The 26,927-nt window shown below is 44.8% G+C and carries 23 protein-coding genes and 1 other annotated feature; of the genes, 14 read left to right on the top strand and 9 right to left on the bottom strand.

From position 1 onward, the window contains the following. Positions 1-8: 8 nt before the first annotated feature. Positions 9-1,337 carry an ABC transporter substrate-binding protein gene (locus BP95_RS0103570; RefSeq protein ID WP_028531422.1) on the top strand — a complete coding sequence of 443 codons (1,329 nt, stop codon included), beginning with the start codon at positions 9-11 and terminating at the stop codon, positions 1,335-1,337. Between the two features lie 297 nt (positions 1,338-1,634). After that, complete coding sequence (locus BP95_RS0103565) at positions 1,635-2,159, top strand: NAD(P)H-dependent oxidoreductase (RefSeq protein WP_021254700.1); 525 nt, start codon at positions 1,635-1,637, stop codon at positions 2,157-2,159. Positions 2,160-2,226: 67 nt separating this feature from the next. Here BP95_RS0103565 and BP95_RS0103560 read toward each other — a convergent pair whose 3' ends face one another. Next, positions 2,227-2,589, bottom strand: coding sequence for a winged helix-turn-helix transcriptional regulator (locus BP95_RS0103560; protein ID WP_021254701.1), 363 nt, complete (start codon positions 2,587-2,589; stop codon positions 2,227-2,229). Between the two features lie 53 nt (positions 2,590-2,642). Beyond that, the gene (locus BP95_RS0103555) at positions 2,643-3,269 is read right to left on the bottom strand and encodes a hypothetical protein (RefSeq protein WP_028531421.1); all 627 of its coding nucleotides are present in this window, start codon (positions 3,267-3,269) and stop codon (positions 2,643-2,645) included. Positions 3,270-3,574: 305 nt separating this feature from the next. On the opposite strand from BP95_RS0103555, the gene BP95_RS0103550 reads away from it, so the two are divergent. Both BP95_RS0103550 and BP95_RS0103545 read left to right on the top strand, forming a co-directional pair. Continuing rightward, a complete protein-coding gene (locus BP95_RS0103550; RefSeq protein WP_021254703.1) occupies positions 3,575-4,765 on the top strand; it encodes an oxalate decarboxylase family bicupin in 1,191 nt (396 codons plus the stop codon). Between the two features lie 243 nt (positions 4,766-5,008). Beyond that, entirely contained in the window at positions 5,009-5,440 is a 432-nt protein-coding gene (locus tag BP95_RS0103545) for an Imm63 family immunity protein (protein ID WP_021254704.1), read from the top strand. Positions 5,441-5,535: 95 nt separating this feature from the next. On the opposite strand, the gene BP95_RS0103540 is transcribed toward BP95_RS0103545, so the two are convergent. Next, a complete protein-coding gene (locus tag BP95_RS0103540; RefSeq protein ID WP_021254705.1) occupies positions 5,536-7,200 on the bottom strand; it encodes a multicopper oxidase family protein in 1,665 nt (554 codons plus the stop codon). 135 nt (positions 7,201-7,335) lie between these two features. Between BP95_RS0103540 and BP95_RS33470 the strand changes: the two genes are divergently transcribed. The 7 genes from BP95_RS33470 to BP95_RS0103505 all read left to right on the top strand — a co-directional run bounded on the left by BP95_RS33470 (position 7,336) and on the right by BP95_RS0103505 (position 16,429). After that, the gene (locus BP95_RS33470; RefSeq protein WP_139170687.1) at positions 7,336-7,434 is read left to right on the top strand and encodes a response regulator; all 99 of its coding nucleotides are present in this window, start codon (positions 7,336-7,338) and stop codon (positions 7,432-7,434) included. 125 nt (positions 7,435-7,559) lie between these two features. Beyond that, positions 7,560-8,615, top strand: coding sequence for a FecCD family ABC transporter permease (locus BP95_RS0103530; protein WP_021254707.1), 1,056 nt, complete (start codon positions 7,560-7,562; stop codon positions 8,613-8,615). Positions 8,616-8,618: 3 nt separating this feature from the next. Next, positions 8,619-9,653: a FecCD family ABC transporter permease gene (locus BP95_RS0103525; protein WP_028531417.1), complete on the top strand. Its 1,035-nt coding sequence runs from the start codon at positions 8,619-8,621 to the stop codon at positions 9,651-9,653. 327 nt (positions 9,654-9,980) lie between these two features. Next, the gene (locus BP95_RS0103520; RefSeq protein ID WP_021254708.1) at positions 9,981-10,859 is read left to right on the top strand and encodes an endonuclease/exonuclease/phosphatase family protein; all 879 of its coding nucleotides are present in this window, start codon (positions 9,981-9,983) and stop codon (positions 10,857-10,859) included. Positions 10,860-11,026: 167 nt separating this feature from the next. After that, complete coding sequence (locus BP95_RS0103515; protein ID WP_021254709.1) at positions 11,027-12,160, top strand: zinc-dependent alcohol dehydrogenase; 1,134 nt, start codon at positions 11,027-11,029, stop codon at positions 12,158-12,160. 127 nt (positions 12,161-12,287) lie between these two features. Further along, on the top strand, positions 12,288-13,502 hold the full coding sequence (locus tag BP95_RS0103510; RefSeq protein WP_021254710.1) for an MFS transporter: 1,215 nt from the start codon (positions 12,288-12,290) through the stop codon (positions 13,500-13,502). Between the two features lie 506 nt (positions 13,503-14,008). Continuing rightward, on the top strand, positions 14,009-16,429 hold the full coding sequence (locus BP95_RS0103505) for an endo-beta-N-acetylglucosaminidase (protein ID WP_021254711.1): 2,421 nt from the start codon (positions 14,009-14,011) through the stop codon (positions 16,427-16,429). 45 nt (positions 16,430-16,474) lie between these two features. On the opposite strand, the gene BP95_RS0103500 is transcribed toward BP95_RS0103505, so the two are convergent. The 6 genes from BP95_RS0103500 to BP95_RS0103475 form a co-directional block, all read right to left on the bottom strand. Continuing rightward, on the bottom strand, positions 16,475-17,665 hold the full coding sequence (locus BP95_RS0103500) for a Ger(x)C family spore germination protein (RefSeq protein ID WP_028531415.1): 1,191 nt from the start codon (positions 17,663-17,665) through the stop codon (positions 16,475-16,477). Then, positions 17,662-19,173, bottom strand: coding sequence for a spore germination protein (locus BP95_RS0103495; protein WP_021254713.1), 1,512 nt, complete (start codon positions 19,171-19,173; stop codon positions 17,662-17,664). Before BP95_RS0103495 ends, BP95_RS0103500 begins: the two co-directional genes overlap by 4 nt. Then, positions 19,160-20,269 (bottom strand): endospore germination permease, encoded by a 1,110-nt coding sequence (locus BP95_RS0103490; protein ID WP_021254714.1) that lies wholly within the window; start codon positions 20,267-20,269, stop codon positions 19,160-19,162. Before BP95_RS0103490 ends, BP95_RS0103495 begins: the two co-directional genes overlap by 14 nt. 256 nt (positions 20,270-20,525) lie before the next feature. Further along, a complete protein-coding gene (locus BP95_RS0103485; protein ID WP_021254715.1) occupies positions 20,526-21,389 on the bottom strand; it encodes an MBL fold metallo-hydrolase in 864 nt (287 codons plus the stop codon). Then, positions 21,382-22,806 carry a Na+/H+ antiporter NhaC gene (gene nhaC, locus BP95_RS29460; protein WP_021254716.1) on the bottom strand — a complete coding sequence of 475 codons (1,425 nt, stop codon included), beginning with the start codon at positions 22,804-22,806 and terminating at the stop codon, positions 21,382-21,384. The genes BP95_RS0103485 and nhaC overlap by 8 nt, the downstream gene beginning before the upstream one ends. A 98-nt stretch (positions 22,807-22,904) precedes the next feature. Then, positions 22,905-23,099, bottom strand: a binding site (T-box leader). 109 nt (positions 23,100-23,208) lie between these two features. Then, on the bottom strand, positions 23,209-24,093 hold the full coding sequence (locus tag BP95_RS0103475; RefSeq protein WP_028531413.1) for a LysR family transcriptional regulator: 885 nt from the start codon (positions 24,091-24,093) through the stop codon (positions 23,209-23,211). Positions 24,094-24,263: 170 nt separating this feature from the next. On the opposite strand from BP95_RS0103475, the gene BP95_RS0103470 reads away from it, so the two are divergent. The 3 genes from BP95_RS0103470 to BP95_RS33465 all read left to right on the top strand — a co-directional run. After that, the gene (locus BP95_RS0103470; protein WP_021254718.1) at positions 24,264-25,013 is read left to right on the top strand and encodes an SDR family NAD(P)-dependent oxidoreductase; all 750 of its coding nucleotides are present in this window, start codon (positions 24,264-24,266) and stop codon (positions 25,011-25,013) included. Positions 25,014-25,272: 259 nt separating this feature from the next. Next, positions 25,273-25,722, top strand: coding sequence for a DUF3888 domain-containing protein (locus BP95_RS0103465; RefSeq protein ID WP_021254719.1), 450 nt, complete (start codon positions 25,273-25,275; stop codon positions 25,720-25,722). A 90-nt stretch (positions 25,723-25,812) separates the two neighbouring features. After that, positions 25,813-26,927, top strand: a 1,115-nt coding sequence (locus BP95_RS33465; RefSeq protein WP_197035275.1) for a collagen-like domain-containing protein, incomplete at its 3' end; no start/stop codon positions are given.

The raw sequence follows: 26,927 nt of genomic DNA, 5'->3' as shown, positions 1-26,927 counted from the left end.
ATCTAACTATGAAAAAGCGGATTATTATCATTTTCACTAGTTTGTTGCTCGTTACAATGACAGTGGCATGCGGTTCATCAAATGAAGTAGACAAGACGCGAAAAACGAAGGAAGGCAAGACGATCGTAACGATGTCGTTGTTCAATCCAAATTCCTGGTATGCATCTGCAATAAAGAAATTTGAGCAACAGAATCCAGACATCGAAGTTCGTTTTCAATTGTTTAAGCAAGAAAATGAGAAATGGGAGGAACAAGATGACGATAGGTATGTGCAAAAAATCAATACGGAGCTGTTATCTGGCGCAGCGGCGGATATTATTGAAGTAGCCAACCTGCCTGTCGGGAAATATGTCAATAAAAAGCTGATCCTCAATATGAATGACTTTATCAAAAAAGAGAAGCTGCTGGAAAAGGGCGATTTGTACCCGAATATCGTGGATGAGATGGGGATCGATGGTGGGCTCTATTCGATGCCGCTCAGCTTACACCTGCATACCTTCCTAGGGGACGGCAATATACTAGAGAAGGCTAACGTTCAGGTAGATGATCAGAAATGGACATGGCAGCAATTTGAACAAGTAGCGAAGCAGATTATGAAGAGCAGGGATGAAGGCGATTCCCGATATGCATTGGCGAACACACCGCCTGAGGAGCAGCTGCTTGACATAGTCATCGATCAGTCTTCCGAGTTCATCGATCGCAGCAATCAAAAGGCTAACTTCGATTCTCCAAGCTTTATTACTCTTATGGAGCAAATCAAGAGCATGTATGATCATCAAGTTGCTACTTCGAAAGAGGCAGGTTACGGAGAACAGTTGTTCAGTTCGATAAAACTGGTAAATCCTCCTGACTTTATCTTTTGGCCCCATACGCTTTATAAAAACCCTGTGTTGCTGAATAAGCCGCATGCTGCAGGACAGACAAGCGGAGTTACTTTTTCTGCCCCAAAACAGCTTGCAATTTCATCCAAGTCGGATGTTTCTGAAGAAGCTTGGAAATTGATATCCTTTTTGGCATCTGAGCAAGCGCAATCTATGCCAGAGAGAGGTGAGTTTTCCGTACTTGCATCGGTGAATGAACAGGAGCTTAACTATTACCAGAAGCAAGTGGACAGTGGAGAATTTAAGCTGGAATCGGGCCAAGCTGTTAAGGCGACAGAGGGATATTTCATAAAGGCCAAGCAGCTGCTGGCAGCAGCGAGCGGTTATCGGTCTGGTGACGACAAGCTATACTCGATTGTCGGGGAAGAAGCAAAATCGTATTTTTCTGGTCAAAAATCTGCCGAAGAAGTGGCTAAATTGATAGATAATCGGGTAAATACCTATTTAAATGAGTAAGGAAGAAGAGAGGACGTGCAAAGCGCGATCCTCTTTTTAATGTTGCACATGGTATACGCTATAGACACCTCCATTGTAACGGGTACTAGCCTCTGAACAGGCATCTTTCATCAATGGATGCAATCTTGGGTGGACGGGGGATCGGTTGCCAGCATCTAGTCAACTGCACAAGTGTTGTCGGTTTTGACCATTTGATACTAACCTACATGTAAGTACCTGAACTAAAAGTGCGTACTTACAAATAGATAGTTTACAGCATATACTCAAGAGGCAAACCAATCTATGGAGGTCAAATCGATGAAAACACTTGTTATCTTAACTCATCCGAACTTAGAAACGTCCGTTGTCAATAAACGCTTGGCCGAAGAACTCAAGAAGTACCCGGACAAATATACAGTTCACGAATTGTATAAGGTATACCCTGATGGCAACATTGATGTTCAGCAAGAACAACAGTTGATTGAATCTCATGGCAATCTTGTCTTGCAGTTCCCAATCTTTTGGTTTAATTGCCCGCCTCTTCTTAAAAAATGGCTTGATGAAGTATTTACTTATGGTTGGGCCTATGGTTCAAGTGGCGATAAATTGAAAGATCGCAAAGCTGCATTGGCTGTATCTGCCGGAATTAAAAAAGAGGACTTCGAGGAAGGGAAATATCGTTATACATTCGAGCAAATATTATCCCCATTCGAATTAAGCTTTCAGTATTGTAAAGCAGATTATCGCTCGTTCTATGCGTTTTACGGGGCTGAGCATGAGCCTTCAGCAAGCAAGCTGGACCAGGGTGCACTTGACTACGTGAAATTCATTGACAACCTGTAAGTTATTCATTTTATCCCGTCTAATAGCAAAAGAAGTATTTCCTCATGCAGGAGATACTTCTTTTGCATTATGAATGTTCCACAGTTTCCATGGGTGATAGTCTGTTCTTCTCTCCCCAATCACACATCATATCTACTATAGGGATGAGCGATAGACCACGTTCAGTTAAGGAATATTCGACTTTTGGCGGTACTTGTGGATATTCTTTGCGTTGGATAAGTCCATCTGCCTCCATCTCTTTTAACATAACGCTTAATGATTTGAATGAAATGGTACCGATGCTTCGCTTCAGCTCATTATGCCGCATGACCTTATGCTCGGACAGCCAATACATAATGATCATTTTATATTTGCCGCCTATTAAAGACAGTGTATAGCCAAACGGGGTGTCTTTGACATCCACACCAGTAGGAAGACATGGTTCTTGCACAAACAACACACTCCTTCGTGAATGATAGTAGCATAAACATGATGTACCGTAAATTAATCATCAAACCGCAAAGTGAAGAGGATCGCCTGCTCGACTTTGCTTAGTGATTCCTGTGAGAAATCTGCAGTAATCATGCGATTTGTACTCGTCATTTGCATGCCCCATACCCGAACCGTACCCTGTGCAATAAAGGATTGAGGCTCATGATATGAAATGATTCCTTGTCCCATCATCTTATGATCCGTTGGTGGCGAAAAGCCGTACAGGGTTGTACCTGATTCATGGACGATGCCAATCTTGATATAATTCATTTTGTCCTGTCCTATGACAGATACGGTATCAATGGATATGATAAGCTCAATCTCTTTGCGCTCCTCCTTATTCGGTGTGAAGAATATATCGCCAAGGCCGCCGACGGATTTTACTTTCTTGCCATAGTTCCAGATCTCAATATCCAAGTTCGCTTTTGGTTTTGTGCCTTCATATCTCAAGGTAAACGCCCCCGTCATATAGCCGAGGAAAGGCTTTAACTTCGCTGCTTCACCTTGAAATGGATCAATGGGAGTTAACGTTATCGTTGGGGGAGTATTGATCCGCTCAGGAACCGATGATCCCGATATACAACCAGTTACCAAAGACAATAGGATGAAAACAAATGCCGGTACTCGATGGAGCTTCACTTTGATCCCTCCTTCAGTTTACTATACCATAGTGCGAGAAGATAAATAACAATAAATACCATTTAAAATAAGGTGCTTGTATATACCTTAGAGAAGGGGAAAACCCTTTTTGTTGAAAGATATCCATTTTCCTAGCTCTGAATTGCATGCTGAACACGAATAATGCCGCATAATCGCTGCATCATGTTCATAAGGATCAATGGAATCGTTGCCAGTTCCTTGAGCTGTTAACCAGGTAACATTATTTGTGCGCAACATCTCATTAGTGTTGTTCAATAGGGTTCAGAGAAGGGAGAGGTGGAATCGTGGGTATACATGATCCGAAGCAGGTGCATATTCCGCAGCCCATTCGCGAAATTGACGGTGCTGGGGCAACTGATCTCGGTCCACGCGACGTCATGCGGGATATGGAGAATCCAGATATGCTTGTTCCTCCGATTACGGATGCAGGACTTGTTCCGAATTTGAAGTTTTCTTTTTCCGATGCACACATGCAGTTGAATAAGGGTGGGTGGTCGCGTGAAGTCACGGTAAGAGAACTGCCGGTAGCGAAGACGCTTGCAGGTGTCAACATGCGGCTTACTCCCGGTGGGGTAAGGGAGCTGCATTGGCATCAGCAGGCAGAATGGGCGTTCATGATCCTGGGTAGCGCCCGAGTTACCGCGGTAGATCAGAACGGTCGTAATTTTATCGCAGATGTTAGACCTGGCGATCTGTGGTACTTCCCTCCCGGCATTCCACATTCCATTCAGGGGCTAGAGGAGGGCTGCGAATTCCTGCTCGTGTTCGATGACGGGAGTTTTTCGGATCTAAATACACTTTCGATTTCCGATTGGTTTGCGCATACGCCGAAGGAGGTTTTATCAGCTAATTTTGGTGTTCCTATAAGTGCATTTGAGCACATTCCTTCCGATCAGGTGTATATTTATCAATCACAAGTCCCGGGATCGATTGAGAGTCAGCAGGTGCCTGATCCTTACGGGACGATAGAGCCGGGTTTCGTACATCGCTTGATGGCTCAGCCGCCAATCACAACTCCCGGCGGGACAGTTCGCATTGTGGATTCAACCAATTTTCCAGCTTCACGAACGATAGCGGCTGCACTTGTCGAGATTAAGCCTGGCGCCATGAGAGAGATGCATTGGCACCCTAACAATGATGAATGGCAATATTATCTTACCGGACAGGGCAGAATGACCGTCTTCTCGGGGAATGGCACTGCGCGGACATTTAATTATCGGGCAGGGGATGTCGGATACGTTCCTTTTGCGTTTGGACACTATATTCAGAATACTGGGACAGACAGCTTATGGTTCCTCGAAATGTTCAAGAGTGATCGGTTTGCAGACTTGTCCCTCAATCAATGGATGGCGCTTACGCCGAAGCAGCTCGTCCAATCGAATGTAAATGCTTCGCCTGAATTAATGAATGCCTTGCGAACTGCGAAGTGGCCAGTCGTGAAATATCCTGGAATCCCACCAGTTGTCGAGCAATAAGGCAGGGATACACACGAAAGTCAATATCATGGGAACAAAATGGGGATGAGTAGGACTCATTTGGGTGTATAATGCACATGAGACAGCAGGAAACAGAAGCCTGTATCATGTGTAATGTACACCATTTTTATTGACGCTATTTTCTTTATTTGATCAATCGGCAACTGTAAGAAGGTAGAGGATAACGTATTTTTTGAGAATTCCTCTTACATAGAAGGAAATAAGAGGAGGAGTATATATAAGATGCATTCAGAATCGGAAGTTACAAGCATGATTTTCGGCTTGCTGCAATCAACGTCTATTTACGATGATTCCTATTCCAACATGGTCACACAACCGTTTCAGCCCGATTATTATGGTGATCTAACTCCCTGTGTAAGGATAAGAGATACTGCGTATGAGATTGTGATGTATGAGAGAGGCGTTCAAATGCTATGCAAAACAACGAAGGACGTCGAAGATGTGATTTATTGGGTCTTAGAAGATACGATTCATACGATCTCCTATGTGAAACTACTGAATAAATATAAGGTAGACAATGTGAAAACCCACTTATCTGACAGCAAAGAGATCAGGAGTGAGCTTACAACTATGATCGATCAAGCGTTTCAAGACATAGGAGGCGTTTACTTGGAGTGGCATAAAGCAGGAAGGCGAGCGCAATTGGAATCATAAATGTACTTCAAATATTAAAATAATGGGATACATAATACGAACAGCCAAGCCTATGGGAAGGGATTCATTCGGCTTGGCTGTGTTTATTTCCTTCATTATTCAGGTTTATTGGGTACATTCGGATCAGGTACATACGTACTCTTATAGTCTTTGTATGTAACATCTGTCACCATGCCTGCCGAAGCATGATGCAGGTCATGGCAATGGAACATCCAATCTCCGGGATTATCTGCTTCAAAAGCGATAACATACTGCTCACCGGGTTTAACGTTCAATGTATCCTTGACGACAGGAGAGCCTTGTAAAGGCTGCCCGTTTCTGCTCAATACCTGAAAGAAATGTCCATGCAAATGCATGGGATGATCATCGGTTGGCGATTGATTGACGAAGGTAACCATGACTTTGTCACCCTTGGCAACTTTGATTTTGTCTGTGTCCGGAAATACCTTGCCGTTAATGGTATAAACCATCTCGCCATTTCGCATCTCTGTGTTTAGATTCATCATGACCTGCTGATCATACGTCTGGTCGAGTGTGAATGCCGTTTCCGCCATCTTGCCATACGCAGCGAGATTGAACTGAGGCAGGGTTTCCCATGCATCGGATTTGGCAGCCTGCTGCGTGAAGTCCTCATAATGAATGACAGCCCTCATATTGCGAGCTCGTTCCTCTTTGCTGTGCTCATCCAACAGCCACGTACCGGGGTTGTCAGCAACGAACTCAAGGTCGTACCGTTCGCCAGGCGCAATTGATATCACTTGATCTTGAATGACAGCAGGACTGTTGACGGATTGACCATCCATAGCGATGACCTTGAATTCATGCCCTTGCAGGTGCATCTGATGTGAGAGATATCCGGCATTGATTAAGCGAATCCGAACCTTCTCTCCTTGCTTGACCATGAGCGGTTCTATTGCATCACCCGATTTTCCATTCATAGTGAACAGGTCGTACATGCTCATATCATGCCCGCCCATTGACATCGTACCATGATCCATGCCACTCATGCCGGATTTCGACATATTCATCTTGGAGTGATCCATGCCTGACATATCTGATTGATTATTCGATTGATTTTCATCTGCTCGCTCCGTATCCATCTTTCCCGTGCTTATCCATTCATCCAGCACAAGCGTATAATCTCGATCAACTTGCTCCTTCGGATCTTCGACGATGAGCGAGCCATACAGTCCTTTGTCTACTTGATTTACACTGTCTTGATGCGAATGGTACCAATACGTTCCCGGTACCGTTGCTTTGAACTCATAGATGAAGGACTTCCCAGGAACAACAGCATCTTGGGTGACGCCAGGAATACCATCCATACCATTGGGAACGGGATATCCATGCCAATGGATTGATACAGGCTCCGGCAATTCATTTTCCAGCTTAATCTTGACAGTATCGCCAACCTTTACTCGAATCTGCGGCCCAGGAACAGAATTGTTAAATGTCCAAACGGGCAGCACCACCCCATTGGATACTTCCAAGTTACTTGGTTGAGCAGTAATGGTTAGGGATGTGCCATCAACAGTAGGTGTAGTTACAGTACGCTTCACTATTTCTTTTACTGTATCTGTGTCAGTATTCGATGTAAGCTTCGAATCTTGTTTGTTCGACATAGATGCATGATCCATGTTGGTATGATCCTTGGCAGTTCCTCCGTTCCAGCATCCACTTGCAAGTAATGCAATTATCCCGGTGACGACCATGGTTTGGAGCATCCGATTGCGAGTTGAGAATAAGCTTTTCAATTCCATGCCTCCTGAATTATCATTCTTGTAGAATTCAGTCTCAGTATAGACAGCAAATATGGAGAAATGATGGAGATTTATAAAAAACACAAATTTATGCAGTATTGTAATATACAAAGCTTGAACATCGAGGAGGAGACCATGCACAGCGGCAAATTTTTGGTCGTGGATGACGATTGGAAAATGGGAAATTTAGTCCGCATCTATTTGAAAAAAGACGGATATGAACTGAATGAGTAGTAACAATTGTACAAAAAATCAATTCATTTTCTCCATTGCCACAAGAGGAAAAATGTCCTAAAATATATCTTAATGCAAATGATAATCAATATCATTATAATTTAGAAACAGCAAGGGTGGCATGTATGGGGCAAGTGGCTAAGTCTTTACCTAAGGAAGCTGCATCGCAAGCATTTGAATTTCGCTCACGTCCAATGGCAGCAACACTTATTCTTATTGGCGGTTCCTTCGCATTGCTGTTAGGGATCGCTATATCTGTATCGTTCGGTGCGGCAGATATTCAGATGTCTACCGTATGGGAGGCGATTTTTCGCTTCAATCCAGAAGTAACACAGCATCAAATTATTCAAGAAATTAGACTGCCGCGTGTATTGGGGGGGGCGTTGGTAGGAGCCTGCTTCGCAGTTGCCGGAGCTATTATGCAAGGCATGACTCGCAATCCGCTGGCGGATTCAGGCTTGCTTGGCCTGAATGCGGGTTCTGGGTTCATGCTGGCCATATGCTTTGCATTTTTTCCAGGCCTGCCTTACATGTATTTAATTTTGTATTCTTTTCTTGGCGCAGGCTTGGGCGCAGGGCTCGTGTATGGAATTGGTTCATTAGCTAGGGGAGGACTAACCCCTGTTCGAATGGTATTGGCTGGGGCAGCGCTCAGTGCTCTCTTATCCGCACTGAGCGAAGGCATCGCATTATATTATCGAATTGGACAGGATTTGGCTTTTTGGTACGCCGGTGGAGTAGCGGGCACGAAATGGCCGCAGCTAGAAGTGATGTTTCCGTGGATTGCAGCTGCTCTTGTAGGGGCGATTGTATTATCACGTTCGATTACAATGCTCAGTCTTGGAGAGGAGATCGCCAAGGGACTGGGGCAGAGAACACGCCTCGTAAGATTGGCAGGCACGGTCATTGTGCTTATTTTGGCTGGCGCAGCCGTATCTGTTGTTGGAGCTGTTGGCTTTGTAGGCTTGATTATTCCACATGTTACCCGTTATTTAGTTGGCGTGGATTATCGCTGGATTATCCCATGCTCAGCCTTGCTTGGCAGCTTGCTGGTTATATTCGCTGATCTTGCCGCTCGCATGGTGAATCCTCCATACGAAACACCTGTTGGGGCATTAATCGCTTTAATCGGTGTACCCTTCTTCCTCTTCTTGGCACGCAAGGAAAGGAGGGGGCTGTAAACGATGACAAGTCTATCTTTACCGATGATTCAAAAACGAAAGAAGCAGCGGAGCATAGCGATTATGATTACGATAGCTGTACTTATTGTCATTATGGTTATCATTAGCATGAATACAGGATTTATTCGCTTATCCCCCATGGATTTGCTGCGTACATTGTTCGGTACAGGAACAAAAAAAGAAGAGCTAATCCTATTTGACTTCCGATTACCGCGCATTGTTATTTCTTTGCTAATCGGTGCAGGTCTGGCGGTATCCGGCTGTGTCATGCAGGCCATATCGCGTAATGCATTGGCTGATCCGGGCATTTTAGGCATTAATGCGGGCGCTGGTCTCGCCGTAATGTTGTTCATCTCGTTTTACCCATCAACTGCACAGGCTCCGATCTATTTATTGCCAGTGTTCGCGTGGCTTGGGGCTGGACTTACAGCAGCGCTCATCTGCTTGTTATCCTTCAAACGGCATGAGAATATATCGCCTACGCGATTACTGTTAACTGGTATAGCGGTAGCTGCCGGCATCAGTGCAGCTATGATCGTACTGACATTGAAGCTTAGTCCCGAAAAATATCAAACGATGGCGACATGGCTTGCCGGAAGCATCTGGGGAACGAATTGGAAGTATGTACTTGCACTGCTTCCATTCATCGTAGTGTTATTGCCATACATATTCTACAAAGCTCGAATCATGAATGTTCTAAACTTGGGTGAACAGACGGCAACTGGGCTGGGGGCATATGTATCGAGAGAACAAATTTTGCTGTTGGCAGCGGCAGTAGGATTGGCAGGCTCATGTGTGGCGGTAAGCGGTGGCATCGGCTTTGTGGGGCTCATTGGACCGCATTTAGCTAGACGACTTGTGGGTCCCAAACACCAACTCCTTCTGCCGACTTCGGCTTTAGCCGGTTCCTTGCTTGTGATTACGGCAGATACAATTGGACGATGGATATTACAGCCATCAGAAGTGCCCACGGGAATTGTCGTCGCTGTAATTGGCGCCCCTTACTTTCTGTATTTATTAACTCGCTCGAAAGCATAAAGTTCACCGGCCGAGATCATGACGAATTAGGTGTTGCGAGGTTAATGCATGAACGGCACATTTAATCGAATGTGCCGTTTTCCTGTGTTATCTTCCTTCGGTCTTGTCTCCACGCAGAGCCATGCAAGTACCCGTTGCATGAGCAATAAGACTATTATTATCGTCAGCGGGTTCAGGCACTACTTCTATCCCTCTCATCCGTTAACATGGCAATCTGGCATTCCGATTTCAATCATGCGATAATGAACATACTTATGGAGTTATTTTTAGCTCCATGAATTGGACTAATGCATATGTAGCTTAGCATCAGGAGGAGTGCAGAAGAGTATGAAGAGCAATGTTGGAGAGCAGCATATTAGATTCATGACTTTTAACGTCAAGTATGACAACGCTTACAAACAAGATTGTGAGAATAGCTGGAGCCGCAGGTCAGGTATGGTGGCTAGCATGATTCGTTACCATCAGATAGATGTGGTAGGCACACAAGAGGCATTGAGGCATCAGGTTGCTGATTTGGAACAAATGCTTCCTGAGTTCGGCTGGATTGGGGCAGGCAGGGACGATGGTGCAGACACAGGAGAATTCGTTGCCATATTCTATCGCAAGAATCGTCTTGAGCCGCTAGAGTACGGAACGTTTTGGCTATCCGAGACACCCGAAATCCCAGGAAAACTCGGATGGGATGCCGCTTGTCCACGCATTCTGACGTGGGTTCAGTTTTTGGACAAGCTGACAGGAACCAAGTTCATACATTTCAATACGCATCTTGATCATATTGGAACCGTTGCGATGAAGCAGAGTGCCTATATGATCTTGAATCGGATTCCCGAATTGGCGGGTAATGGACCGGTAGTAGTAACAGGAGACTTCAACTGCACGGAATCGTCCGAACCCTATCAGATTCTCACGACGGGCAAGGCTAACGGCAAAGCGGTGCTGAGGGATTCGCGATACGCCGCTAAGAACTCCCACATTGGGCCATCATTCACGTTCCACGGTTATCAGTTGACACAATTAATCAACTGTCTATACTACAATGGACCAGTATTCAAAGGGGATAACGGGGATGAGCTAGATTCGCCTATTGACTATGTATTTGTGAACGAGCATGCCGACGTTCTTCAATATGCAATTCTTTCGGATCAGGATAACGGTCAGTTTCCATCCGACCATTTGCCTGTAGTTGTAGACCTAACATGGCGCTAATTTTTCATATTCATACGATAGAATACAGGCCGCCTCAGCGCGGCTTTTTTCATGCCAATATAGAAGTCCGTGTTATTTTGAATAACTTACTGACCCTGATACATAATATCGATGATTATATTGTCTCAATAACGGAATAACATACAACCATAGCGAGGTGCATCACGATGAAAGCCGTAACATATCAGGGAGCAAATTCAATCGAAGTAAAAAACGTAGATGACGCGAAGATTGAAAAGAAAGATGATATTATCGTGCGGATTACAAGCACATCCATTTGCGGATCAGATCTTCATTTATATCAAGGAAATTTTCCACTGCCAAAAGGCTATATCATCGGTCACGAACCAATGGGAATTGTGGAAGAGGTAGGATCGGAAGTAGCTCGAGTGAAGAAGGGTGATCGTGTAGTAATCCCCTTTACTGTAGCCTGTGGTCAATGCCATTACTGCACGCACAATTTGGAGAGCCAGTGCGATAATAGTAATCCCCATTATGATTCGGGCGGCTATTTCGGATATTCTGAGAAGTTCGGCAATTACCCCGGCGGTCAAGCGGAATACCTTCGAGTGCCTTTTGGCAATTTTACGCCGTTCGTTATCCCCCCGTCCTGCGAGCTTGAAGATGAGTCGCTTCTATTCCTATCTGATGTGCTTCCGACAGCCTATTGGAGTGTGGAACATGCAGGTGTTAAAGCAGGCGACACCGTAATTGTACTTGGATGCGGTCCTGTAGGATTGATGGCCCAACGCTTTGCTTGGATGAAAGGGGCCGAACGCGTCATAGCTGTTGATCATCTTACTTATCGAATGGAACGTGCCAAGCAAATAAATCGTGTCGAGACGTTTGATTTCACGAAGCACGATGATATGGGGGAGCATTTAAAGGAAATTACACATGGGGGAGCCGAAGTAGTCATTGATTGCGTTGGTATGGACGGGAAGAAATCAACACTTGAATATATCGAGCAGAAGCTGAAGCTGCAGGGGGGAACGCTTGGACCGATCCAAATATCAACGAAAGCGGTTCGCAAATGCGGCACAGTCCAGATAACGGGTGTATACGGAGGCAATTATAATTTGTTTCCACTTGGTGCCTTTTTTGCAAGGAATATTACACTAAAAATGGGACAGGCACCAGTGATCCATCATATGCCGGGACTGTATAACAAAATAATGGAGGGCAGTTTTGATCCCACAGCCATCATTACGCATCGAATGCCGTTGGATCAAGCAAGCCATGCGTACCGTATTTTCAATAATCATGAGGAAGAATGCGTAAAGGTCGTATTAAAGCCATAAGTGTTCTTGAGATGTACCATTACCTCGTTTAAATCCGTTTTATTTTATCGGAATTAGAGAATAAAAGGTTTGAGGAAGTGTACAATAAATCTAAAATGACGTGGATATCCCACGGAGGTGTGCCCAAGTGCAAGCTGACAAACGTTTTGACTTATTAGCACTTTCATCAATTCCTTTGATAATGACCTTAGGCAATTCAATGCTAATCCCCGTATTGCCTGAAATCAGGAGACAGTTGAAGGTTAGCTCATTCCAAACAAGCCTGCTCATTACCGTATATTCCGTAATGGCGATTTTCCTCATTCCTATTGCCGGCTATTTATCTGATCGAATTGGCCGCAAGGCAGTCATTATTCCCAGCCTTATCATAACAGGCATTGGAGGTAGTGTGTGCGGTGCAGCAGCGGTCTGGATGGATCATTCCTATTCTGTCATTTTATTGGGAAGGGTTCTGCAGGGGATTGGCGCTGCTGGAGCAATGCCCATCGTTCTGCCGTTGGTAGGGGATATGTTCAAAAGCGAAGAAGATGTGAGCAGCGGTCTCGGCATTATCGAAACGGCCAATACATGCGGCAAAGTATTGAGCCCTATTTTGGGAACCGCTCTGGTAGCAATCGTTTGGCATCTTCCTTTTTGGGCCATTCCAGTATTGTGTCTAATTTCGATTCTGCTCGTCCTTTTTTTTGTCAAACAGCCCAAAGAATCTGATTCTGATTCCGAACCAATACCCGTTCGCGACTTTTTAATACAAGTGATGAAGTTGATTCGAGAGAATTCGCGTTGGTTAATCGCCATATTTGTTATCGGGGGACTCGGCATGTTCATGCTGTTCAGTTCGTTATTTTATTTATCGGAATCGCTGGAAGACAAGCATGGGTATAAGGGCATTGTAAAGGGTTTGCTGCTTGCAATACCGTTGGCTGTATTGAGTACTTCCTCTTTTATTGCTGGAAAATGCATAGGAAGTAATAAAATCGCAATGAAATGGATCATTGTGTGCGGGTTGGCCTTAACAGCAGTAGGACTTGGCATGTGCATACTAACGAAATCTGTTGTACCCCTGTTCATTTGGCTAAGCGCTGCTTTCCTCGGAATAGGAGCATCCTTGCCCTGTCTCGATTCCTTTATAACCGCAAGCATTGAAAAGAAGCATAGAGGTACGATTAGTTCCTTGTACAGCAGTATGCGCTTTGTCGGCGTGGCTGCCGGCCCAATGATAGCAGCACTGGTGATGAATCAAACACAGATCAATTTATTTCTGGTCTTATGTGCTTGTGGGATAGCTGCTGCACTTTCCGGCTTGTTTGCAATCAGAGCTTCAAGCGATTCACAACAATCGTAAGGCTAATTCTGTATGGCAGTTGTTTCTCGGCAGAGCTAGACTGTCAGAGAGCAGGCCAGGGAAAATTTCTGTAGGAAGGTATTACTGAGGTCGAGACCAATAGAACAGGGGGATATTCGTCTCGTTGGTCTCGCTAGCCATCATCGAAGCACTATACAGAACATGTAATTAACGAATAGAGTAAACACTCAAATCAGACAGTATAAAGCAGTTGAGTTGACCACTGTAAACGGCTACTCCCCCAATATCTAAATTATCAATATCTTCGTAATTGACTTCAGCACACTGATCGCCTCTCAATGCAAGAGATTTCTTTTTCAAGCACATGTAAAGAGGGATGTTTTAAATTTTGATTGAAATGTATATAAATACCAGATATACAATTCAAACACACTATACTTTATACATTGAATATAAGTTAATTACACTTATGTAAGCGCTTTATTTCTAGTAGATTTAAATTGTATTTGAATATAGCACCTCATGGTGCGAGGAGGAGACTTACAGTGGTCAACACGATGAAAAAGAAAGTGAAGCTTCTACTCATCACCTCGCTTCTGGCTATTTCCACATTCGGCCCGGTGATGGCTCCCACTGCATATGCGGAGCAGCCGCACACCTCATACTGGCATCCAGCTACTCTCTTAGAGTGGAGCCCAACAACGGACAAGGATGCGAAGTTCAACCGTGGAACGATCTCACTTGCAGATCGGTTCACAGGACAGAAAGTAAATCCGAATGCGCAAGACCAATCCCGGCTTGTTGCATTGTCGGCACTGAATGATAAAACGAGTGGTGTTCCGTCTCAAGGTACAGGGCAGTTCCGTGCCGATGCCTTCGGTTACTGGCAATATGTTGATGTTATGGTGCTGTGGGGAGGATCAGCTTCCGAGGGCCTGATCGTTCCGCCAAGTGCAGATATCATTGATGCAGCACACAAGAATGGAGTTCCGATTCTCGGAACCATCTTCTTCCCTCCAACTGCATATGGTGGCCAATACCAATGGGTAAAACAAATGCTGCAGCAGAAACCGGATGGTTCCTTCCCTGTTGCTGACAAACTGATTGAAGCAGCAAGCTACTTCGGCTTCGATGGTTGGTTCATCAACCAAGAGACAGCTGGCGGCAATTCGGCGGACGCCACGAAGATACAGCAATTTATGCAATACTTGCAAGCACATAAGCCGTCCAATATGCAGATTATGTGGTATGACTCAATGACGAACGGCGGCAACATCAGCTGGCAAAATGAATTAAATGCACGAAATCAAATGTTCCTGCAAAATGGTGCGCAAAAGGTTGCGGACAGTATGTTCCTCAACTTCAATTGGTCCGCTTCGATGCTTCAGAACTCTAAAAATAAAGCGATCAGCTTAAATCGTGATCCTTATGATTTATATGCCGGCATTGATACAGAGGCGAATGGCTACAACACGAACGTCAACTGGGCTGGAATCTTCCCAAGCAATCAGAACCCTGCTACCTCACTCGGCATTTATCGGCCAGATTGGGCATACCGCAGTTCAACAAGCAATGATGAATTCTATACGAAGGAGATGAAATATTGGGTAGGTCCGAACAGCGACCCACGCAATACGACAACATCTTCGAGCTGGAAAGGGATCGCTAATTACTTTGCTGATAAATCATCAATTCAGCACCTTCCATTCACGACTACCTTTAATACGGGGCACGGCAATCAATTTGCAGTCGATGGTACCGTCTTAAGTATGAAGGAATGGAACAATCGCAGCTTACAGGATGTATTGCCAACTTGGCGTTGGATTACAGAAAGCTCCGGTACAGCGTTGAAGCCGAGTTTCGATTGGAGTACAGCTTATTACGGTGGAAGCTCACTGAAGGTGTCTGGCTCATTGAGTTCACAGAACGCAACGCATCTGAAGCTCTATCGAACGAATCTACCGCTATCCGGTGATACGGAAATATCCGTTACCTATAAGACAGGTCAACCTGCATCTCATATGAAAGTTGGCGTTTCGTTCGCTGATAATCCGGGTCAATTCGAGTTCTTTGATGTAGGGGATGGGGATCCAGGCGTATGGAATACCAAGGAGATATCCGTTGGCAACTTCGCAGGTCGAACTGTTGATGCAATTTCACTGAAGTTCGACAGCAGCAATGCAATTAACAACTACGCGATCAATATTGGGCAATTATCCATTCGAAATACAGGAGATATGTCCGCTCCAGAAGCGGCAACCAACTTGGCTATCGAGGAAGTCGATTTCTCAGGCAACACAGCAGATGCCCGTTTGAATTGGAACGCATCTTCCAGTGGCAATGTTCAAGCCTATGAAGTCTATCGAGTGAAGCCGGATGGAACGCGTGAGTTCGTAGGGGCGACACCGAATACAGCCTATTATGTTCAACCGATGAGTCGCAACTCTGGGGAGCAGCAAACAACATTAGAAGTGTTGGCGTTAGGAACGAATGGGGTACGAAGTTCCGCTGCTCAAGCAAGCTTTGCATGGCAAGAGGCCCCTTCAACAATGAATTTAGCTCTTAATCAAAATGCTACGGCAGACCGCTTCGTACCCGGTGAGACACCTGCCAAGGCATTTGACGGAACTACAGCAAATAATAGCAAATGGTGTGCAACGGGCTCTGAGCCTCACTGGCTGCAGGTCGATCTGGGCTCTATGTATACCGTTGATAAATTTATCGTTAAGCATGCGCAAGAAGGCGGAGAAGCGGCAAACTTCAATACAAGAGATTTTAACATTCAGCTAAGTGAAGATGGCGTGAACTGGGTGGATGCTGTGACAGTAAGCGGTAATAGTGCTGGCAAGACGACACATAATATTGCACCAACTTCAGCACGTTACGCGAAGTTGAACATAACCAAGGCGACACAAGAATCTGATACTGCAGCACGCATCTATGAGTTTGAGGTGTGGGGGCAGTAGCTTCAATCATACAAGCAAGCCCTGACAAATTGTCAGGGCTCTGTTTTATCGGCTCAGATGATTCATCCCAGAATCCTTTATCTGGACATGGACGTCAATCTGTTTAAGAGAGTTGGGTGTGAGCTGCAGCAAGGAACCATTATTGTTTTTTTGCCAGAAGGAGATGTATTTGCGATATACACGATTTTGCAGCGAATAAATGTCGAGCTTTCTATTCAATCCCTGTTGGAATGTTTGTTGGATGTCGTTTTTTATTTTTTCCTTTGCCGAGGCGACGATATGTTCTTTGGTCGCATTATCCGTAATTTCTTCGACAGAGCCTTGGACATCGATTTCGAGGTTGAACTTAGGGACTCCGTTTTGCAGAGATACCTTCACTGATGATTTGGGCTTCTTAATTGTAAGAACCGCATCTGGGGTAGTTGATTGCCCTACTCCTATGTGTACCTTTTGAATTTGATTTGACATCCATCGCAAGCCTAGTACTTGATCCTGTTTCATCCAACTTTTGTACTTCCCTTTTTGAAGGATGAACACTCCATTGAGCTCGTGCTGACTAATTATCTTTTTGTCCTTCATCCATTCCTCATTGTTCAGGGAAAGGCTGGGCAATAATACGGTGCTTCCCGGCTCATTCAGCTGTGCGACCATTTTCTGAAGCTGCAGTGGAGGGATGTTCGTTTGCTGTTTCAGTATATCATCCGGAGAGTAGAGCATAGACGCAATGGGGGACAAATTAAAAGGAATCGTTACCGCGAATAGATCAGCGATTGGGGTTTTGGTTCCGTACACCCACGCAGTATATCGAATTCCTGAAAAACGAAGAAGGGAATCAACCATCTTATTCACATCCTTTTGTAAGGCACGCTCACTGAAAATAATTACAGTCGTATGATCCCAAATAATTTGCAGCGTGGAAGCGGCATAAATGTCGTTCACAGCTGAGTCGAGCGTATATCCTTCTCCTCGTCCAATCCACGTAGGTGATTTGCTTGGAGTTCTTGTTCCTTCTTGTTTAGCAACATTCGTGAACTCCAATGAGTTTGTGTACACAATATACTTCCCTTTATCATAATCAATGCCAAAGGCCGTGACGTAGTTCAGATCCTGAACATTTTTACTGTCCCAGCAGCCCGTAAGTATTAAAAATAGGCAAAGAACGATGATAAGTAAGCATCGTTTATTTATACCGTGTCTGCACGGAGATTTGTTCATTGCGTGATCAAATACGCTCATTTTGGCTCCTTTCTTTCGCGGGTCTTGTCAGTCGTTCGGAGCATGATAGGGCGTCGGTTCACAATTCTGACAGGCAATGCAATAAGTGATTTCAGCATATCCCCGAAAATAGGGGGGGACAATGGCGATAAATAGGGGATGCCGAATGAATGCAGTGCCGACAAATAAACCAGTATGGCCATAACGGAAATGAAAAAGCCGTACATGCCAAGTGTGGACGACACGATCAACACAAACAGACGCAATATGCTGACCGTACCGCTTAGTGACTGGTTAACCAAAGTAAAGGTAGCAACAGCAGTAACGGCCGCGACGACCAGTGTTGTTGGGGAGCTAAGACCCGCTCGAATCGAGGCATCTCCAACAATGAGCCCACCTACGACGGCAATCGTCTGACCGACAGCCTTTGGCAGGCGAATGCCTGCTTCGCGGAATATTTCGAATAAACCAAGCATCAATATCATTTCCATGGGAGCGGACAGTGGAAGCCCTAATCGAGAATTCGTTACAGTTGCCAAGAGAGGGAACGGAAGCTGTTCTAAATTGAACGCAATTAGCGCAATCCAAAATCCTGGCATATAGATAGAGACCATTAAGCCGATCATCCGCAGCAGCCTTTGAAACGTCACGAAAAAATACGGAAAATGGATGTCTTCCGGCGATTTTAACGTGAATACCAAGTTTGCAGGTCCAATAAGCACCATGGGTGTTCCCTCAACAATGATGATGAATCTGCCCCTGACTAGGGATTGTACGGCATAGTCTGGTCTCCCTATGTAATCGAGTAAAGGAAACAGGGAATAAGTTGAGTCGCCAATTGCTTCACCAAGCTGCGAACTGCTGACGATAGCATCTGTATCGATTGCTTCGATGCGATGCTTAATATCGCGCATCATGCTTGGATTTGCAATATCCTCTATATAGAGTAAAGATACTTTGGTTTGGCTTCGGGTACCGAGGACAAAGGATTCGCACTTCAAAGAGCGGGTTCGCAAGCGCTTGCGGATAAGCGCAATGTTCATTTCACAGCTCTCCGTAAAGCCATCCTTCGGTCCTTTGATTGATATTTCGGTATTGGATTCTTCGGGAGCTCGATTGGGCGGATCTGCGATATCGAGAGAATAGTAGACGTTTAGATCTTTGAACTCGATAATGAGATGTCCAGCAAACAATAATGTCTCTATGTCATGTACTCTATTCTTTGCCTCGATAGGCTGGATTGCTAATAAGCTATTATGTTTGTGTAGTAGATCCTGCACAGAATTGGCATCCCCCAAATTGGCTTTCAACTGGGGGATCACATATTGATTCAACTGTTTAGTGTCAGCCAATCCTTCACAATAGATGAAAGATACAGTGTACGAACGCATGCTTGATCCAAATGAGTAGGTTTTCTTCTGAACATCTGCACAATTCTCCAATGCACAAAATAACTGTTGAAGGGTGAGCGGCTGGCTTTCTGTCGGATAATCATCCGGTCGCCGATTCAACGTTTTATTTGGTTTCACGGACGATCCCTCCTTTGTATCTGCGCTGTCTGTTGTAGGTGAGAAAAGCGAATATTACGGACAGAAATACAAGCAAATAAGTGACGCTTGGGAAATAGATGATTCTTAACAGATTGACGAATTGAATGTCATCTCGATAAACAACAACAGCTAGGAATATGATTGCAGCCGTCGCCACGCCAACACCGATCCTCGTATGATGGCTTCGATGTGGGATGGCATCAATAATGAGGAAAATCGCCAAAGCTATTCGGATGAAAGAACCGGATAACCATTGATAAATTGACAAAAAATCAAGATGCTCTATGTATTTGCCTGCGGTTACAATTCTCCACTGCTCGAAGGCCGGATACCGCATGAAAGAAGCATTTACAATCCCAAAGTTAGCGATAGAGCCGATATAAGGGCCGATTGTAAGGCCAGCAAGAATGAACGCCAGCGTAGACATACCCCGGAATCTTGGTTTACTTGACATGTGCGGCAGCAAGAAAATGATAAGAATCAGCTCGGCCATGCCAGCTCCAATCAGAATGAGCCCATTTATAATAGGAGTAATCCCATGTTCGAATATCGGGAAGATAAGCGAATAATCCTTATATTGAAAGTTAGCACTCATTACGACATATCCGAGAATAATGACGATCGGAAGAAGAATGCCGGCACAGATCGCAATCGAATGTATGCCGATTAAGGCACTGGAGAGGGACAAGAGAATTAATGAACCAGCGATTACTGTCGTTGGGGTATTTGGCAAATATGAGATTTTGGTCCAAGTTGCCGTGTCTTCTAATGTCACAAATGCCGAGAAGAACAAATACACAATAATCAAAGTTGTAACCATCCATGCGGCAAAGCTGCCACCTAGCGAATGAACCCAAGCGAACAATGGTAGGGGGCGATTCGGCTTGGCTCGAACAGTGATCAAAAGCAGCGGAATCCAGCAGAAGGCGAGTACGAGTGCAATCAATACACTGATCCAACCGTCTTTATGAGCTTCACGCAGCAGTAGAGGAATAACGGTAACGTGATTCATTAGGCCTGTAGACATAATGATAATAAAGCAGGCTTGCAGAAACGTAATAGAATGACGCGGCATGAGGTTTGTTCTCCTTTGTTCGATCTCGAGTCAACTCAGTAATCAATTCGATTATATATAACCATTATTTTGAGTCGAAGTTAGGAAATTCATCCATGTATTCCATTCGTGCTGTCCTCCATAATATGGCCGCAGGATAAGTTCTAATCAGAAGCTTCGCTAGCCAGAAAAATGAACCCTGCGCTGCAAAGGTGAGAAAAAACAGCACCGCCTTCTTATCATTGCAGAAAGGCAGTGCTGTTGAACGATCAACGATTTATAATTTAAGTTCCATTCCATCTTCAGCGATATAGAACGCTCTATCCTGTACGAGCTTTGAGAAAGAACTCGTTCGGTCGTTGACAGGATTCGTGTGATTAAAATGTGTAAAATAAATCTCAGTGTGCTCAGCCAATCCTTGCAGCCGATCCATCGTTTCGGTCATGACAGGATGGGGGATTTCTTTGTAATTGCGTCCCATCCGCTCAATTTCTTCAATGGAATGGAATGTTCCATCTAATAAGCAGATATCTGCTTCCTTCGCTATGTCGTAAATATCTCGATCCCATTCGTTCCATCGATCGATGTCCGGAATGTAGAGCAGCTTGCGTGAAGGGCCTTCGATCCAGAACCCGAATGTCTCCGACAGCTCATTGCGATGCGGTACTTCAATCGGTGTTATTCGAACGAGAGGAGACAACTGCTCTTGCCGCTCGTGTTGAATGCTGTTCAATTGTATATTATTTAATTCCACCAATTGCGACCAAGGGGCGTTGGTTTCCAGCATCTCCTTCATTTTATCCCCACTGAAGACAGGAACACCTCTCGCACCGATGGCCTCTCTGCCCAAGAACATCAACCCAGGGTAGTGGCCAATATGGGCATGGGTCAGCCAGATACTGCTCATGAGTTTCCCTTGAAGCTGGTACTTCATCTGTAGGGAAGCCATCTGCTCCCGCATATCTGGTGTTGCATCTATAAGATGCCATTGTTTGCGATCTGGTTCGATAATGGCTAAGGAAGCGGCGCGTCTGCGCGTACCATTGTGCATTGCAGCCATACAATTCTGACAAAAACAATTCGGGTGCGGTACCCCAGCATCTTGTGCTGTTCCAACAATGTTGACGATAACCTCATTCATGTCCGATTCCTCCTGCTGTTACATGATCACCCTTCGCGTGGACAGGATATTCCTTCTTCACAATGGTCCAACCGGTGATCCCGTATAGGATATTAATAAGTGGAACAAGGAAGGCGAAGAAAATGTATGGAATAAATTGTTCCGCACTTACGCCAAGCATGTTTGCTGCGAACACAGCGGGTACTCCCCAAGGTACTAGTGTTATGCCGACTGTTCCGGCGGCTTCCACACATCTTGATAAATTTTTCGTATCAATATTCATGTCCTTGTAGGTCTGAACGAATGTACGCGTAGGCAATATAATCGCCAGAAATTGCGCTCCACTTGCAAAGGCTACAAGGAAGGTTGATGCAATAGTAGTCGCAATGAGCGAACTTGAAGTCTTAATTCTGGATACGACTGGCCGGACAAGTGCTTGGAAAATGCATGTTCCTTCAAGCAATCCACCAAGTGCAGTTGCAATGGTCAACAGCCCGATCGTATTCAGCATAGAGACTAGACCGCCGCGATTCAATAAGGAATCGACTGCTTTCACGCCGGATTCGGTATGGAATCCGTTCGTCATTGTGTTTACCATGGATGTGAGGCTATCACCTTGCACGACCATAGAGATTATTCCGCCAATGATGCCTACGAACAGCAATGTCGGCAGAGCCGGAAGTTTCTTAATCATTAAGAATATGGTAAGAACAGGCAGCAACAGCAGTAAGGGATGGATAATGAACGAATTTTGAATTCCGGTCAATATCATATCGATATTGGCTGTATCGACCGAACCTTCTACTGTGCGCGTGCCAACTAGGGCATATAAAGCAACTGCGATAACAAACGCGGGAATCGTATCCCATAACATGTGTCGTACATGGCTGAACAGATCCGTATCAGCCATTGCTGGTGCAATATTCGTTGTATCGGATAACGGCGACAGCTTATCGCCGAAGAATGCTCCTGATATGACTGCTCCTGCAATTAAGCCGGGGGAGAATCCCATGCCTTCACCAATGACCATGAATGCCAACCCAATCGTAGCGATGGAAGTGAAGGAACTGCCGAGCGTAATGGCAACAATGCCAGTCACGATAGCGACTGCTGGAACAAAGAATGAAGGATGAATAAAAGATAAGCCGTAGTAGATCATGGTAGGTATGACTCCACTAGAAATCCATGTTCCAACGATCATCCCGATGACAAGCAAAATGAATATTGCTGGCATTGCTTTGGATACGCCGTTTACCATCATGTCCTGAAGCTCATCCCATTTATAACCGCTAATCACCCCTACTATAACGGTGACGATGATGCCAATCATAAGCGGGATGAACATGCCTGCTTTCCAGATGGAAATCGAGGCAGCACCCGCAGCCATAAGCGCAAGGATAGGTAATAGCGCTAAGCCAATTGATACTTGTCGTTTCATGTTCGTTTCACTCCTTTATGTCGTAGTTGTAGTGGTTGATGCTCATAAGTCGACTTGTTGAACAACCTGTATATATAAAAAAAGAACCTCCATCCCCAAATAGGGACGGAAGTTCCGCGGTACCACCCTGATTAACAAAATAACTTTTGTTCACTCATCTATTTAACGGCATTGCCGGACCGAAGTCAGCTCCCTAATTGTAATTCACTGCATGTCCCGGCTTAGTTCGCACCTTCCACCAAGTCTCTGATTTTCCGCCACAGACAGCTACTGTATTAGTTCTACGCTTTTTGATATTCTACTGTTTTGCTTTCTTGCTTTTTTGCTTTTGGGCTTTCATGTGATAAATCACATTATAGACCTATGCATTTGTTTGTCAACAGTAATTTTTTGACGACTGTGTTAGAGTTCGGATTTTAAACGATTCAGAAAGCGCTTCGCCACGTGCGAAATTTGCTTGTCTGAGGCATGCACCCAGCCATAATAAAATCGCTCTATATGAGGAGTTTCCAAGGTTATAGGAATGATTTGCTGACTATCCTTTTTGAACGAATAATCGATTCCTATCGTCAATGCAATTCCTTCTTTTACCGCATTGTGAATCGCTTGCGTATTGTTGCTGATGAACAAAATATCAATCTCTCCATGCTCCTTAACAAACTGTGACATATAATTCCGAATATGTTCATCATCATAGAGGACGAACGTCTGATTGATTAGCTTCTCTGGTGTTATCACATGTTCCCAGCGCAGTGGTGATTGCTCATTCACCCCGACGACAAGCTTGCCTTCGAGCAGTCTCTGAAATGTTAAATTGCACTGCTGTTGAAGGAGACTTTCCGATAAAGCGATCAATCCAATATCAATCTTATCCTGCTTGATTAGATCCACGATTTCTTTGGGTCCTTTTTCCATGATTTCGAATTTGACAGCAGGGTAATCGCGCTTGAAACGGGATATAACATCGATTAATAAATGCATTGGCCCGGGAATTGTGGCTATTCGTAATAGCCCGTTGACGGTATTGGTATAAGACTGTGCTTCTGCTTTTAGTTCATTGATCTTCACTAATACTTCACTCGCAATGCCAATAATTGCTTGACCTTCAGGCGTTGGAACCGCTCCTTGTCCACGTGAACGCTGGAATATTCGAATGCCTAGTTCTGATTCCAGCAAGGAAATGGACTGACTAATGGCCGACAGGGTTACATGCGCTTGTTGCGCGGCTTTCGTTAAAGATCCTGTCTTCGCCACCTCAACAATGTTCTCAAGCTGCTCAATATTCATATAGACACCTCAATTCAGTACTTAAGTAATACTTAATTATATATTAGTTTATATAAATTTTAGTTAATTATCTAGAGTGTTACAATAAAGGCATAGCAAGAAGCAAGAGTCAATGAATAATCTCACAGTTATAATGAAGCACGTACACATTCGACGAGGAGGAATCGAGCATGGCTGAGACAAGAGTAGCGGTTATTACAGGTGGGGCAAGTGGAATTGGGAAAGAGACGGCATTGAAGTTCGCCAAAAAAGGGGATCGTGTTGTTGTCGCTGACTTTAATGAACAAGCAGGACAAGAAGTCGTTGCCCTCATTGAAAAACTGGGCGGTGAAGCGATCTTTGTCAAAACTGACGTGTCCAAACTAGAAGAGGTAGAAGCACTCGTAGAGAAGGCTGTTGAAACGTTCGGCCGAATTGATGTGATGTTCAATAATGCGGGGATTGGCCGCGTGACTCCTGTGCTTGACCAAAATCTGAAGGATTACCATGATGTGATTAATGTGAATCAGCATGGAGTTGCGTACGGAATTATTGCAGCTGGACGCAAGATGAGAGAGCTTGGTATTCGTGGGGTAATTATTAATACCGCTTCGGTGTTCGGATTTCTGGCTTCGCCGGGGACATTCGCCTACCATGCAACGAAGGGAGCTGTCATCATGATGACGAAGTCCGCTGCACTGGAACTCTCTGCATATGGCATTCGAGTACTTGCTGTTGCACCAGGTGCTGTCGACACACCGATTATTCAAGGCTACAAAGATCAAGGCATGGTAGATGCGATGAAAGCGAAGGTTATCGGCAATAAGTTGACACAGCCTGAACAAGTAGCCGATACGGTATACTTGCTCTCCCTTGATGAAGCTAGCGCAATTAATGGCAGTGTCGTCATGGCTGATGAAGGATACGCTTCGTTTAAATAATATCACAAAAGTAGGATCATACATTGAATAACGGACAAGCACCTCACATCCTTATCATTAGGAGTCAAGGTGCTTGTCTTTTTTGATTAAATATACGTTACTGTAATGCGAATGCCGACGTAATGATACAGAATAGGAGCCAATCCAAGATGATGAGATCCGTCAGGCTAACCATTGTGAAAATCAAATAAAACTGAATAGTACCTGAACATGTATAGAGGAACATAATTCTGGAGATAGTCTGCATGAGGTGAATCAAATGAAACAATTTCATGTTCTTACAACCATTATTCTAATCACAGTTGTCTTGTCCCTGCCCATTCAGGCAAACGCCGAGGTCAATAGAACGCTTAAAAAGGCAGATTCTGATTTGTATCCCGACATGCTGTTGCTTCTGCTTCTGCCCCAAATCCAAGAGGCCGTCAATTCTTACTACAGTAAGATATTGAAGGTAGAACCTGTCGTGTATCCATATGAAATAGAAATTGTAAAGGCAGAGAGAATAGACCAAAACCCCAATAATCGTGGGTATGACTTTCTCCTTACGCTTGAGGTTCAGCCTGTCATTGGGCCACATATTGCAGTAGGGCAGGATCGGATGACTCTAGAAATATCGCCACTTATTACGAACATAGTGAAAATAACAAGCTATCAACATGTCCATACTAACCAGTTACCTCTCAATTGGCAGCACCTATTACTACGATAATTGGTTCTGAAACAAAACGGTTTCCAAATTGGAGCTGCTTACATAAGATGTTATGATAATGGTTTAGTTTTGAATGGAGAGGTATTGCGAATGACAATTACACCTTTACAACGAATTACAAGCAGCAATAAGAATGTGTTTGTCGCTGATTCTGTTGGCGAGGCTGTAGTATTATTAATCACTGGGCATTCCCCGAATGCAGTAAATATTGTAGATGTAAATGAGATATGGCTTAAACTAGAATCTTTCACTAGTGACAATAATGTGTGGTTCAAGCAAATAAACAACCCGACATTTATTTGGTCCAAGCAAGTAGCCAAAGCTGGGGAAGTTTGCAGTTTTGCTACGGCGTCTGTACCATTGCCAATTCTCGAGGGGACTGAAGAGATTTCTTATCTTATCTTTTTCACCCTATTTTGCAACCAAGTTTGCAGTATGCGTATCACTCTTATCGATGCAATAGGTAATCCTGTGATGCCAATTCCGCCGGATTATTTAGATAATGAACTCTATGCATTGCCTGCTGATTTGCATTCTATTGAATCGGGTATTCCGCAGCAGAACATTCGATATCATTCGGTTACAGCTTCATTTCGTTCTTCAGATATTTTTCCGGGCTCTCGATTTTTATTTACGTTTCAGGTTATGAATCATGGTGAGGGAACTCCCGGGTTTGCTTTCGTTGCAGATATTTATCAAGTAGCCGAATCCTGGTATGTTGATGGCGTAACAGGGCCGACGGGCCCAACTGGCCCAACGGGATCCACTGGAGTGACAGGTGAAACTGGAGCAACGGGAAGTACTGGTGCGACGGGAGCAACAGGTGCTGTAGGTGAAACCGGAGCAACAGGGAGTCCGGGAGCGACGGGAAGTACTGGAGTGACAGGGGCAACAGGTGCCGTAGGTGAAACCGGAGCAACGGGAAGTACTGGAGCGACGGGTGCTGTAGGTGAAACCGGAGCAACAGGGAGTCCGGGAGCAACCGGAGCAGTAGGTGAAACTGGAGTGACAGGAAGTACTGGAGCGACAGGAGCGACGGGTGCTGTAGGTGAAACCGGAGCAACAGGGAGTCCGGGAGCGACGGGAGCAACAGGTACCGTAGGTGAAACCGGAGCAACGGGTAGTACTGGAGCAACAGGAGCAACAGGTGCGATAGGTGAAACCGGAGCAACGGGAAGTACTGGTACGACAGGAGCAACAGGTGC

Origin of the sequence: Paenibacillus sp. UNC217MF (genome assembly GCF_000686865.1) — a bacterium.
GTDB classification, from domain to species: domain Bacteria; phylum Bacillota; class Bacilli; order Paenibacillales; family Paenibacillaceae; genus Paenibacillus_B; species Paenibacillus_B suaedae.
Note: the sequence above shows the minus strand (reverse complement) of the source record. Positions and strands in the feature narration are given on the sequence as shown.

Coding starts and splice junctions, on each gene's coding strand:
- BP95_RS0103525 (WP_028531417.1), top strand. CDS start 8,619: ATGACAAGTCTATCTTTACCGATGATTCAAAAACGAAAGAAGCAGCGG.
- BP95_RS0103540 (WP_021254705.1), bottom strand. CDS start 7,200: ATGGAATTGAAAAGCTTATTCTCAACTCGCAATCGGATGCTCCAAACC.
- BP95_RS0103490 (WP_021254714.1), bottom strand. CDS start 20,269: ATGCCGCGTCATTCTATTACGTTTCTGCAAGCCTGCTTTATTATCATT.
- BP95_RS0103485 (WP_021254715.1), bottom strand. CDS start 21,389: ATGAATGAGGTTATCGTCAACATTGTTGGAACAGCACAAGATGCTGGG.
- BP95_RS33470 (WP_139170687.1), top strand. CDS start 7,336: ATGCACAGCGGCAAATTTTTGGTCGTGGATGACGATTGGAAAATGGGA.
- BP95_RS0103520 (WP_021254708.1), top strand. CDS start 9,981: ATGAAGAGCAATGTTGGAGAGCAGCATATTAGATTCATGACTTTTAAC.
- BP95_RS0103500 (WP_028531415.1), bottom strand. CDS start 17,665: ATGAGCGTATTTGATCACGCAATGAACAAATCTCCGTGCAGACACGGT.
- BP95_RS0103465 (WP_021254719.1), top strand. CDS start 25,273: ATGAAACAATTTCATGTTCTTACAACCATTATTCTAATCACAGTTGTC.
- nhaC (WP_021254716.1), bottom strand. CDS start 22,806: ATGAAACGACAAGTATCAATTGGCTTAGCGCTATTACCTATCCTTGCG.
- BP95_RS0103530 (WP_021254707.1), top strand. CDS start 7,560: ATGGGGCAAGTGGCTAAGTCTTTACCTAAGGAAGCTGCATCGCAAGCA.
- BP95_RS0103475 (WP_028531413.1), bottom strand. CDS start 24,093: ATGAATATTGAGCAGCTTGAGAACATTGTTGAGGTGGCGAAGACAGGA.
- BP95_RS0103565 (WP_021254700.1), top strand. CDS start 1,635: ATGAAAACACTTGTTATCTTAACTCATCCGAACTTAGAAACGTCCGTT.
- BP95_RS0103515 (WP_021254709.1), top strand. CDS start 11,027: ATGAAAGCCGTAACATATCAGGGAGCAAATTCAATCGAAGTAAAAAAC.
- BP95_RS0103545 (WP_021254704.1), top strand. CDS start 5,009: ATGCATTCAGAATCGGAAGTTACAAGCATGATTTTCGGCTTGCTGCAA.
- BP95_RS0103570 (WP_028531422.1), top strand. CDS start 9: ATGAAAAAGCGGATTATTATCATTTTCACTAGTTTGTTGCTCGTTACA.
- BP95_RS0103470 (WP_021254718.1), top strand. CDS start 24,264: ATGGCTGAGACAAGAGTAGCGGTTATTACAGGTGGGGCAAGTGGAATT.